This is a genomic window from Desulfocurvus thunnarius (assembly GCF_055390965.1).
The window spans coordinates 2,020,776-2,031,674 of sequence record NZ_AP042411.1 but is presented as its reverse complement, the minus strand read 5'-3'; the positions used below and the strand labels follow the sequence as shown (position 1 = coordinate 2,031,674).

Below are 10,899 nucleotides of genomic sequence, written 5' to 3'. Positions count from 1 at the left end.
CCCGGCGCGGGCACGCAAGGGGCTACAGGAAATCCTCGTCCACGGTGCGCACGGCGGCGGCCACGATGTCGTCCACCTGGGGCAGCACCCGGGCCTCGCAGTCGCGCCGCGCGGGGATGGCCTCCAAAGTCGCGCCCACGCGCCGGGCCGGGGATTCCAGCTCCAGAGCCGCCAGCAGCGCCAGCACCTCGGCGCCCCAGCCCCAGGCGCACACGCCCTCCTCGGCCACCACCACCCGACGGGTGCGCGCCGCGCTGCCCAGGATGGGCCCTGGGTCCAGCGGGCAGATGCGCTGCGGCACCACAAGCTCGCAGACCAGCCCTTCCTCGCGCAGCAGCGTCCCGGCGGCCTCCAGGGCCAGCGGCACCATGCCCCCGTAGGCGACCAGGGTCACGTCGGGGCGACCCGGGTGGGCCAGCACCGCCGTGCCCGGGGCGGCTCCGGCCAGGGTCAGCTCCAACCCGTGGCGCTCCCGCAGGGTTCCGGCATCCAGAACCTCTTCAAGATACAGCAGTTTGTTTTCCACGAAAAGCACGGGGCAGGCCGTGCCGAGCACGGTGCCGCGCAGCAGGGCCCCGGGGTCGCAGACATGGGTCGCGGCCACCACCTCCAGCCCCGGAACGCCGAAAAAGAGCTTCTCCAGCGTCTGGCTGTGGGTCGGGCCGTAGCCCCGCCGCCCGCCCATGGGCGCGCGCACCACCAGCGGCACGGAGACGGCCTCGCCGTACATGGTCCGGAACTTGGCGGCCTGATTGACCAGTTGGTCGGCCGCCAGGGTCACGAAATCGCCGAACATGATCTCCACCACGGGCCGCCGACCGGACAGAGCCAGGCCCGTGCCCAGCCCGACGATGCCCGCCTCGCTGATGGGCGTGCCCAGAACGCGCCCCGGAAAGGCCGAGGACAGGCCCGCCGTGACCTTGAACGCGCCGCCGTAGGGGTCGCGCACATCCTCGCCCAGCACGAGCACGTCCGGGTCGTCGCGCAGCAGGCCGAACAGGGCCCGGTTCAACGCTTCGCAGACTCTCATGGGCCGCCCTCCACAAGCCCGGGGGCCACGGCCGCCAGGGCCGCGTCGATGCGCGCCCCGGCCCAGGCCTCGGCGGCTTCCCGCTCGGCCCGCGCCAGCCGCGCGCCATGCACGGTCAAAGGATCATGGGCGCACAGGGCGGCCACGGCCTCGGGGGGCCGGGTGTCGTCGCCCTTGCTGTGGGCGCACAGGCGGTGCGTGTGCACCACGGCGAACAGCGGCCGCCCCGAGCCGCGCACGGCCCCGACGACCTCGCGCCCGAAATCGCGCAGGGCCAGCACGTCCGTGGAGTCGATCTCGGCGGTGCGGATGCCGAAGGCCGCACCGCGCGCGACCATGGACCCGGCCACGGCGTCGGCCGTCGGGGTGGTCTGGGCGTAGCCGTTGTCCTCGACCAGGAACAGCACTGGCAGGTCCCACAGGGCGGCCATGTTCAGGGCCTCGTAAAGCACGCCCTGGCCCAGGGTTCCGTCGCCCAGGCACAGGGCGGTCACCCCGCCCTCGCGGCCCGCAAGCCGCGCACCCAGGGCCAGGCCGCAGGCCACCGGCGCTCCGCCGCCCTGGATGCCGTTGGACAAAAAGCCCCCGGCCCGCAGGTGCTGGCTGCCCCCGCGCCCGCCGCACACGCCGCCGTCCAGGCCCAGAACCTCGCCCAGCAGCCCGGCCAGGGAGCCGCCGAAGGCCAGGTAGTGCCCGTGGCAGCGGTGGTTGCTGATCACATGGTCCCGCCCGGGGTCCAACAGGCCGATGATGCCCACGGCATTGGCCTCCTGGCCGATACAGGCGTGGGTGGTGCCGCTGACGAGCCCCCGGTTGAACAGCGCCAGCAGGCGCTCCTCGGTGCGCCGGACGAGCAGCATGGCGCTGTAGAGCCGCGCGTTGTCGGGCAACTCCGGCGCCAGCCCGGCGAAAAGCGCGTCGCTCACGGCGCCTCCTCCCCGGCCAGAGCCAGCACGGCCCGGGCCACGCGTCCGCCACCGGCGCCGTCCACGGCCCGGCGCCCGGCCCGGCTCATGGCCGCAAGCCGCGCGCGGTCGGGCAGCACCTCGGCGCACACGGCGGCCACGGCGCCGGGCAGGGCGTCGCGGTCGCGCCCCAGGTCCAGGCACGAGCCGCACGCGGCGAAGAAACGGGCCGTCACCTGCTGGCGCTCGCGGGTGGAGACGGCGGCGCAGGGCACGCCCAGGGCCGCCAGATCGAACAGCGTGTTGCCCGAGGTGGAAAAAACGAAGTCGGCCGCACCCAGGATTTCCGCCAGATCCGGCGCCCCCCGGTGGACGCGGGCCGCGCGGGCGGCGTATTCGCGCTCGCGCTGCGCGGCCTCGGGCGTGGCCGCGCCGAGCACGACCTCGACCTCGACCTCCTGCCCCGAGGCCGCGATGCCGTCCAGAATGGGGCCGGTGAAGCCCCGGTGGTCATTGCCGCCGCAAAAGACCGCCACGCGCGGCGCGGTGCGCGTGAAGGCCTTGTCCCGCGCAGCCGGGGCCGCGAAGCTCGGCGCCAGGATGTAGCCCTCGGGCCCCAGCAGCACGCGCGCGGCACCGGCGGAGTACCACTCGCGGCGCTGGGCCGGGCAGGTGTTCACCAGCAGCCCGGCCGGGAAATCCATGGGCCCGCAACGGTCGGAAAAGACGCACAGCGGCAGCCCGGCGCCGCGCGCGGCCTCCAGTTCGTCGGCCAAATCCGCCGGGACGTATTGCGGGTTGTCCCACAGGTCGTCGTCGCCGGGGTCGGGTTCCAGCAGATCGACCACCGCTCCCGCATAGCGCCCCGAGGCGTAGGCCGCGCGCAGCAATTCCGGGTCGGCCCGCCAGGGGTCGTCCGGGCCGGACACGGGCACGGCCCGCAGCCCCCGGGCGGCCAGGAAGTCCGTCACGGGCGGCGCCAGGGTCGCGGCCAGGGCCAGCACCTCGGCCCCGGCCCCGGCGGCCCGCAGGTGCTCGGCCAGGAACATGGCACGGAACACGTGGCCCATGCCGATGTGCCGGTTGCCGTCGACGCGCAGGGCAAAGGTCGGCACGGTTCCTCCTAGCTCCCGCTCCGGGCCAGCACGCCGTCCAGGGTGAAGGGCGCGTCCATGGCCATGTCCGCGGCCAGGGCCCGGCCCAGGAGCTGGGGCAGCAGTTCGGGCTCCAGGCCGTGTTCGCTGCACTTGCAGGCCACGTCGGCGCGTTCCAGCACCGTGCCCGCCGCAAGGGGCCGCGCGGCCACCAGCCGACGGCGATGCAGGCGGCGCATCTCGTGCTCGGCGGCCACCGGGCGCTTGACCGGCGAGCCCAGGGCGGCTTCCACGCAACGGATTTCGCGGGCCATGGCCGCGAAGTCGTCGGGAACCAGGGACAGACGCTGGTCCGGCCCGGGCAGGGCGCGGTCGAGGGTGAAATGGCGCTCGATGACGCAGGCCCCCAGGGCGGCGGCGGCGATGCTCACGCCGATGCCCGGGGTGTGGTCCGAGTAACCCACGGGCACGCCGAAGCAGCGGGCCATGGTCCGCATGGCCGCGAGGTTCACGTCCTCGTAGCGCGGCGGATAGTTGGAGGTGCAGTGCAGCAGGATCACGTCGCGCACGCCGTGGCGCTCCAGCACGCCCAGGGCCTTTTCCACCTCGCCCAGGTAGCACATGCCCGTGGAGAGGATCACCGGCCGCCCCGTGGCGGCCACGGCCTCCACCAGGTCCAGGTAGGGCACGTCCAGGGAGGCGATCTTGAACACCGGAACCTTCAGGGCGTCCAGCAGGGCGACCATGGAATGGTCCTCGGGAGTGGAGAAGAAATCCACCCCCCGGGCCAGGGCATGGTCGCGCAGCAGGGCGTGGTTCTCGGGGCGCAGCTCCACCTCCTCGGTGGACTCGTAGGCCGACTTGGCCCCGCCGGAGGTCTCGCGGATGTGCGTCGCGCTGGGCAGCTCGCGGATGAGCAACTCGCGGGCGGTGAAGGACTGGAACTTCACGGCGTCGGCCCCGGCCTGGGCGGCGGCGTCGATCATCCGCCGGGCGAGGTCCATGTCCGCGTTGTGGTTGCGCCCGATCTCGGCGATGAGGTAGGCGGGGCAGCCCTCGCCCACCAGCCGCGAACCGATGGAAAACGTCTTGTTGAAAGCCATGGAATCACTCCTCTGCCCGCAGGCGGTCGTAAGCGTCGATGAGTTCGGCCAGCCCGGCGCCCAGGCGGGCCTCCGGGTCGGGGTTCAGGCGCGCGGCCAGGGCCCGGGCGCGTTCCAGGTCCCGGGCGGTGTCCACGGTCAGGCGCGCGTCCGGGCGCTCGCAGCCCGGCGGCGGGTCCACGCAACCGATGCGCAGGCCCAGGTGGTTGTCCAGAAACCAGGTGTTGATGTGCTCGCGGTGGCGCGGGTCCGCCGTGTGGCGGTGCAGCCCGGCCAGCAACTCCCCGGGAAAGGCGTCGGCCCCCGCGCCGTAGGGGATGCGCGCGGCGTAGCAATAGTCCAGCCCGGCGGCCAGGAAACGGCGAACCACGCGCTCCACCGAGGCCGGGTCCGTGAAGGGATTGTCCGCCGTGATGCGCACCACGCAGCGCGCGGGGTGCGCGGCCAGCACGGCGGCAAAGCGCGCCAGCACGTTGTCGGCCTCGCCGCGCACCACGGGCAGGCCCAGGGCCCGGCCCAGGGCGGCCACGGGGTCGTCCTCGGGGCCGGTGGTCGTGGCCAGGACCACGCGGTCCAGCGCCCGGCAGGCCTGGGCCCGGCGCAGCGCCCATTCCAGCACCGGCCGACCGTCCAGATCGGCCAGGGCCTTGCCCGGCAGCCGCGTGGAGGCCATGCGGCACTGGACCACGCCCAGGGCGGCGAGTCCGCTCATGCCTCCCCCCCGACCCGGGCCAGGGCCGCCGGGGCCAGGGCCCGGGCGAAGTCCATGTCCTCGGGGGTGTTGATGTCCCAGGCGGCGAAATGATCCATGACCACGCCCCGGCTGGCCGGGCCGTAGAAATGCCCCTGGCGCAGGAAGGCCTCGGGCCGCCCGGCGAAGATGCCCCCCGCCGGGTGGAACAGGGCGGGCACGTCCTGGGTGCGGGTCACGCGGGTCAGGGCGCCCTCGTGGACGGGCCGCAGGCCCGGGCCGCCTTCACTCCCCGCGCCCTCCCCGCCCAGGGCCAGGGCGAAGAACGGCGGCGAGGCGAAGGGCGCCACGCCCACGGCGAAATCCAGCCCCGGCTCGTCCAGGGCGGCCACGACCCGGCGGATGTCCGCCGCGCCCCGGAAGGGGCTGGTCGGTTGCAGCAGGCAGAAAACGGCGGCGGGGCCGAAGCGTTCGGCCAGCCGGGGCAGGGCCCAGGCCAGCACGTCCAGGGCCGTGGCCGTCGCGCTGCACAGGGCCTCGGGCCGGGCTTCGGCCAGCACGCCCGGCATCCCGGCGCACTGCTCCAGGATCAGCGGGTCATCGGTGCTGACCAGCAACGGATCAAACAGGCCCGTGGCCAGAGCCGCGTCCACGGTCCAGCGGTACAGGGGCCTGCCGTACAGGTCCTGGCGATTCTTGCCCGCCAGCCGCGAGGAGCCCTTGCGGGCGACCACGATGCCAAAGCGCCTCACCGCCCGCCCCCCAGGGCCCGCACCCCGCCGGGGAACGCGCGCTCCAGTTCCAGCGCCCGGCGGGCAAGGCCGATGTATTTCTGAAAATCCTTTTCGTAGTAGCCGTTTCCGGCCTCGCGCTCACGCAGCACGAAGGCCAGCTTGGCCAGCACGTCCCAGGCCAGGGCCGCCAGCCCCGCCGCGTCCTCCACGGGGGCCGGGGGCGCCAGGGCTCCATAGACGGCCATGAACCGGCCCATGCCCGCCGCGTCGCCGCCCGACAGGCGCAGGGCCGCGAACAGCGCGTCGGCCACCCGGGGCCCGCTGGCGAAGGAGTCGTAGTCGAGCACCAGCGCCCCTTGCGGCCCGAGCAGGAAATTGCCCTGGTGCAGGTCGCGGTGGACCAGTTGCCCGGGCAGGGCCTGGGCGGCGGCGGCCACAGGCGCCACGGCCCGGGCCAGTTCGTCCAGCCCGGCGCGGGCCAGCAGCCCGGCGGCGGCCTGCGGAGCCACGGCCCGGGGGCAGGCCGCCCGGCCCGGCACCCGGGCCAGGGCCAGGTGCAGCCGGGCCACGGCCCGGGCCGCGCGGCCAAGCCCCTGCCCGGCCTCGGGTACCTCGCCCGGGGCCTGCTCCATGAGCCCGTACCAGCCGTCCGCCCCGGCCAGGACCAGGGCCCCGCCGCGCGCGGGCAGCATGACCGGGGCGACCCCGGCGGCCCGGGCCGCGCCGAGCACGGCCTCCAGCAGCGGGGCCCGCTCCGGGGTCAGCATGCGGTGGCGCTTGGCCAGCAGGGTCCGCCCGCCGTGCTCCGCCGCCAGCAGGTCCGGCCCCAGGGGCCGCCAGGGCCCGATGGACCCGGGCAGCCCGAAGGCTGCGGCCAGGGCCGCCAGCCCCTCGGCACCCGCGAAGCCTGCACCGGCGGCGCAGGGGCCGCCCTGAGCAGAGAGCGGGGAGGAGGACGCGGCGCAGGCGGCGGGCATCACAAATCCTCGAAGCGGATGAAGGCCCCCGCGCGCACGGCGCGGCCCAGGGGGCGGCCCTCCAGTTCGTCCCAAAGCTCCACGCCGATGCCCAGGCGCGGCTTGCCGAAGGTCACGTTGTCCCAGGTAATGGGTTCGCCGGGGGCCAGGTCGCGCCGGGCCACCAGGGCCACCCGGTGGGGCGACGCGGGCCGCAGGCCCGGGCCCATGGGCCGCTCGGGCCGGCCAAGGGCCTCCCAGGCCCGGCCCAGGGAAGCCACGAAGGCGGGCAGGTCGTCACGGCTCACGGCCCAAAGGTGTTCGCACTCGTCGATGAAGCGGTCTTCGGACACGGGCTTCTCCACGACGTGGGCCCCGGCCACCACGGCGGCGAAGGCCATGTCGTAGCCGTCGCAATGGTCCGACAGGCCCACGGGGCAGCCCAGAAGCTCCTGATAGCGGGCGATGGCGCGCAAATTGTGCCCGGTGGCGGGTGCGGGGTGCCCGTCGGGGTTGTGGTTGACCACAAGCTGGCGGCAGCCCGCGTCGCGCGCGGCCTTCACGGCCATTTCCACCTCGTGCCGCCAGGCGCCGCCCGTGTCCAGAAACAGCGCCAGCCCCGAGGCCGCCGCGTAGCGGATGAGCGGATAGTGCACGATGTCCGGCGAGGCGATCTTCACCGCACAGGCGCCGATGGCCACCAGAAAATCCACGCGCTCGCGGGTATGCGCCGTGGCCATGAAGGGCAGGCCCAGTTCGTCGGCCAGCAGCTTGACCTTGTGGTGTTCCTCCAGGGTGAGCTGGTAGCGGCGCATGTGCTCCAGCAGGGGCACCTCGTGGCGGCCCGAGCGGGTGGTGAAGGTCTTGGTGGCCGACGGGTCGCGGACTTCGGACTCGTGGAACAGCTCGGTCTTGATGCATCCGGCCCCGGCCTCGGCGGCGGCGCGGGCGTTGTCCAGCGCCACGTCCAGCCGCCCCCGGTGGCAGATGCCCAGCTCGGCCACGAACAGCGGCGGCTGCCCGGGGCCGATTTCGCGTTCACCCATCCTGACGGTCCGCATCGGCCTCTCCCCGGGCCGCGCGGCCCTGTACGTCGTCTTGTTCCAGGAAACGGATCACCGACACCGTGCGCCCGCCGACCTTGAGGGTGTCGCCGACGAACTGCCCGCCGTCGGGGCACAGGCGGCAGGCCTCGTAGTCCAGCCGCCGCCGCGCGCGCATGGCCGCGCGGAACTCGCGGAACCGCGCGCTGTTCCAGATGGCCGCCAGGCTCCGTTCCTCCACGTTGCCCATGCGGTTGTGCAGGAAATAGTCGCCATGGCAGGGCACCACGTCGCCGTTCCAGGTCACGAACACGCGCTGGAAGGGCGAGGCGCACACGTAGTCCGGGTCGTGGCGGATGAGGCCGGGGTCTTCGCGGTGCTGCTCGGCGATGACCGAAATGCGGTCCACCCAGGGCTCCCAGAAGCCGAAATACTCCGGGTTGCGCCCGATGCAGCCGGAAATGGTCTGGATGCGCACCAGGGGTTTGACCCGGCCCTCGCGGCGCTTCAGGTCGTGCAGGCCCTTCACCACGCCCTCGATCCAGGCAAAGGTGATGGGTTTGCGGATGCGCTCGTAGTCCTGCCCCAGGCCGTCGATGGAAAAGGAAATCCAGTCCAGCCCGGCGTCCACCAGGGCCCGGGTCAGCTCGGGGGTCATCAGCCCGCCGTTGGTCAGAAAGGCCACGTCGGGGATGCCCCGGGCCTTGGCGTAGCGCACCATGTCGGGCAGGCGGGGGTTCAGGGTCGGCTCGCCGCGCCAGGAGAGCTTGAGGGAGAACACCCCGTTGGCCGCGCACTCGTCGACCACCTTGCGGAACAGGTCGAAGTCCATGTTCCCGCCCGCCGCGAACACGTCGGATTGGGCCCGGGTGCACATGGGGCACTGGAGCTGGCAGGACAGGGAGGCCTCCAGGTCCACAGTGAGCGGAAAGCGCGGCACCACGCCCAGCCGGGGGAACCAGTACCACTTGAAGCGGTCCCACAGCAGGCGGGCGGTGTGGCCCCGGCGCAGGAAATAGCGCAGGTTGTCCAGGGGTTTGGAAACCACGAAATAGTTGAAGTTGATGCGCATCATGGCCGCGCGGCCTCCTTGGCGGCCAGGGTGGCCAGGAAGTCCTCATACCAGCGGGCGGCCCCGGGGCGCCCCGCCTCGTGGCAGGCGCCCGCCACGGCCTCCAGGCACGGGCCCAGGCGCTCGAGCAGCGGGCCGTATTCCTCGGGGTGGCGCCGGGCCATGGCCGTCATCATGGCCACGTCGCCGCCGCCGCCGAAGGCGTTGTAAAGCTGCTTGCGCTCAATACCCAGAATGAACGCGCGGAACACGGACTTGGCCACATGCAGCAGCGATTCCAGGCGCCGCACGGGGTCGGCCTCGGCCCGGGCCCCGGCCAGGCGGCGGTCCAGGTCGTCCAGATCCGGGCTGACCATGGCGATGAGGTCCAGGGTGCGCATGCCGGGATGCACGCGGGGAATGTCCGCCAGGGGGAAGGTGGACAGGTCCGCGCTGAAGGTGGACTTGAAGAGCACCTCGTCCACACCCAGGTCCAGCGCCATGCGCTGGATGGTTTCCAGCTCGCGCGGGCTGTCGTTGTGGGCGAAGAGGATGTATTGCCAGATGATGCGCGGGGAGGTCGCGCCCGTGGCCGCCCGGCGGGCGGCGATGCCCCGGGTCAGGGCCAGGAGGTTGTCCAGCCGCCCGCCACGCCGGTAGTGCGCGTAGGCCTGCTGGTCCACCCCGTCGATGGCGATCTTGATCTTGTCCAGCCCGCTGTCCACGATGGCGTCGTCGTAGCGCGCGTTGCCGTTGGTGTTGACCAGGAAATCCGTACCCAGGCGCTTTTTGGCCAGGGCGACCATCTCCCACAGCCGGGGGTGCAGGGTGGGCTCGCCGCGCCCGCTGAAATACATCCAGCGCACGCTCATGCCCGCGCGGGCGATGGAGTCCAGCACCGACGCGTAGACCCCGAAAGGCAGAAAATGCGGCGGGGTGCGGAAGGTGGCCCGCTCGGCCCGGGGGATGCAGAAGCGGCAGTCCAGGTTGCAGTTGGAGGTCGCCTCCAGGTGCATCCATTCGATCTCGCTGTCCAGGGCCTCCAGGCGCGGAGGCAGCAGCGGCTCGAAGTAGATGCACTTCAGGCACACGCCGGGGTGCGGCGGCAACCCCGAGGCCATGGCCTCGCGCACGCGGGCGTGCCCCGCGTTGCGGTAGAAGTCGGGTACGAAATCGAAGGCCCGCCCGTCCACGGGCATCCGGCCCAGAACGACTTCCTCGCCGGGGCCGCAGTAGCAGGCCAGCTCGCCGTTGGCCCGCATGTACACGCCGCGGTTCATTCTGCAATACATCGGCTTGCCTCCGCTACAGCCCCTGCACTCCGGGCAGGCGCAACTGGTTCATGTCGTAGCAGGTCCGGCACAGGGGCAGCTTGTCGTGGCCCATTTCGGCCAGTATCGCACGGTAGGCCTCCAGGCGCCGCCCGGTCCAGACGACCGCCAGCTCCTCGCGCAGCAGGTCGCCGACGATCATGAACTCGTCGTAGTCGCGGCAGCAGGCGCTGATCTTGCCGTCCCAGTTCACGGACAGCACGTCGAAAACCTGGGGGCACACGGCGTGGACCTTGACCACGCTCTCGGCGGCCTTGAGGCGGCGCAGGGTCTCGCGGCCGGCCTCGTCCAGGGCGACCTTGCCGGGGTCGATATGCTCCAGCACCGTACGGCCGACCTGATGCGAATCGCTCACGGGCCGCACGCGCCCGCGGAAGGCCGCGATGGCCTCGGCGCCCTCGGCGGTGACGGTGGTGGAGACATGGATGTACGGCCCCGGGGCCTCGCCGCGCAAGGCGTGCAGCCGGGCCACGCGGCCCAGCAGGTCCTCGAAGAAATTACGCCCGCGCATCTCGCGGTATCCGGCCTCGTCCACGCCCTGGAAGGAAAACTTGATGCTGTCCAGGCCCATATCCACCAGATCGCGCAGGGCGTCCTCGTCCAGGCGGCTGCCGTTGGTGGTCAGGTGGACGAGCAGCCCGGCCTCCTTGGCCCGGCGCAGGTATTCCCGCCAGCGCGGGTGCAGGGTCGGCTCGCCCCAGCGGATGAAGCGCAGGGGCATGGCATGGCGCGCGGCCTGCTCCAGCAGCCGGGCGAAAACCTCTTCGGACATGAAGCCCCGGGCCCGGCGCTGCTGGCCGGTGCCCGTGGGACAGAAAAAGCAGGAGAAGTTGCAGTGGTTGGTCAGCTCCACGTCCATGTAGCGCGGCACGGGCGGCAGCTCGCGGCGCTTGGCCTGCGCGTCCTGGCGGTTGCACAGGTCGTAGGCGTCCTGAAAGGGATTGCGGCGGGTCGGCATGGC

General features: G+C 72.8%; 11 protein-coding genes. All 11 read right to left on the bottom strand.

All coding sequences use genetic code 11. The features are described from left to right. Positions 1–22 precede the first annotated feature (22 nt). The 11 genes from ACZ5KV_RS08845 to ACZ5KV_RS08795 are packed head-to-tail and all read right to left on the bottom strand — an operon-like array spanning position 23 to position 10,896. Entirely contained in the window at positions 23–1,030 is a 1,008-nt protein-coding gene (locus tag ACZ5KV_RS08845) for an alpha-ketoacid dehydrogenase subunit beta (protein WP_464238940.1), read from the bottom strand. Continuing rightward, complete coding sequence (locus ACZ5KV_RS08840) at positions 1,027–1,956, bottom strand: thiamine pyrophosphate-dependent dehydrogenase E1 component subunit alpha (RefSeq protein ID WP_464238939.1); 930 nt, start codon at positions 1,954–1,956, stop codon at positions 1,027–1,029. Before ACZ5KV_RS08840 ends, ACZ5KV_RS08845 begins: the two co-directional genes overlap by 4 nt. Beyond that, positions 1,953–3,050 carry a PseG/SpsG family protein gene (locus tag ACZ5KV_RS08835; protein ID WP_464238938.1) on the bottom strand — a complete coding sequence of 366 codons (1,098 nt, stop codon included), beginning with the start codon at positions 3,048–3,050 and terminating at the stop codon, positions 1,953–1,955. The genes ACZ5KV_RS08840 and ACZ5KV_RS08835 overlap by 4 nt, the downstream gene beginning before the upstream one ends. 8 nt (positions 3,051–3,058) lie before the next feature. Beyond that, positions 3,059–4,132 carry an N-acetylneuraminate synthase family protein gene (locus ACZ5KV_RS08830; protein ID WP_464238937.1) on the bottom strand — a complete coding sequence of 358 codons (1,074 nt, stop codon included), beginning with the start codon at positions 4,130–4,132 and terminating at the stop codon, positions 3,059–3,061. Positions 4,133–4,136: 4 nt separating this feature from the next. Next, a complete protein-coding gene (locus tag ACZ5KV_RS08825) occupies positions 4,137–4,844 on the bottom strand; it encodes a cytidylyltransferase domain-containing protein (RefSeq protein ID WP_464238936.1) in 708 nt (235 codons plus the stop codon). Beyond that, on the bottom strand, positions 4,841–5,575 hold the full coding sequence (locus tag ACZ5KV_RS08820; protein WP_464238935.1) for an acylneuraminate cytidylyltransferase family protein: 735 nt from the start codon (positions 5,573–5,575) through the stop codon (positions 4,841–4,843). Before ACZ5KV_RS08820 ends, ACZ5KV_RS08825 begins: the two co-directional genes overlap by 4 nt. After that, the gene (locus ACZ5KV_RS08815) at positions 5,572–6,534 is read right to left on the bottom strand and encodes a phosphotransferase (protein ID WP_464238934.1); all 963 of its coding nucleotides are present in this window, start codon (positions 6,532–6,534) and stop codon (positions 5,572–5,574) included. The genes ACZ5KV_RS08820 and ACZ5KV_RS08815 overlap by 4 nt, the downstream gene beginning before the upstream one ends. Continuing rightward, positions 6,534–7,559: an N-acetylneuraminate synthase family protein gene (locus ACZ5KV_RS08810; RefSeq protein ID WP_464238933.1), complete on the bottom strand. Its 1,026-nt coding sequence runs from the start codon at positions 7,557–7,559 to the stop codon at positions 6,534–6,536. Before ACZ5KV_RS08810 ends, ACZ5KV_RS08815 begins: the two co-directional genes overlap by 1 nt. Continuing rightward, a complete protein-coding gene (locus tag ACZ5KV_RS08805) occupies positions 7,552–8,631 on the bottom strand; it encodes a radical SAM/SPASM domain-containing protein (protein WP_464238932.1) in 1,080 nt (359 codons plus the stop codon). Before ACZ5KV_RS08805 ends, ACZ5KV_RS08810 begins: the two co-directional genes overlap by 8 nt. Then, a complete protein-coding gene (locus tag ACZ5KV_RS08800; protein ID WP_464238931.1) occupies positions 8,628–9,899 on the bottom strand; it encodes a radical SAM protein in 1,272 nt (423 codons plus the stop codon). Before ACZ5KV_RS08800 ends, ACZ5KV_RS08805 begins: the two co-directional genes overlap by 4 nt. A gap of 13 nt (positions 9,900–9,912) precedes the next feature. Beyond that, positions 9,913–10,896 carry a radical SAM/SPASM domain-containing protein gene (locus ACZ5KV_RS08795; protein WP_464238930.1) on the bottom strand — a complete coding sequence of 328 codons (984 nt, stop codon included), beginning with the start codon at positions 10,894–10,896 and terminating at the stop codon, positions 9,913–9,915. Positions 10,897–10,899: the final 3 nt, after the last annotated feature.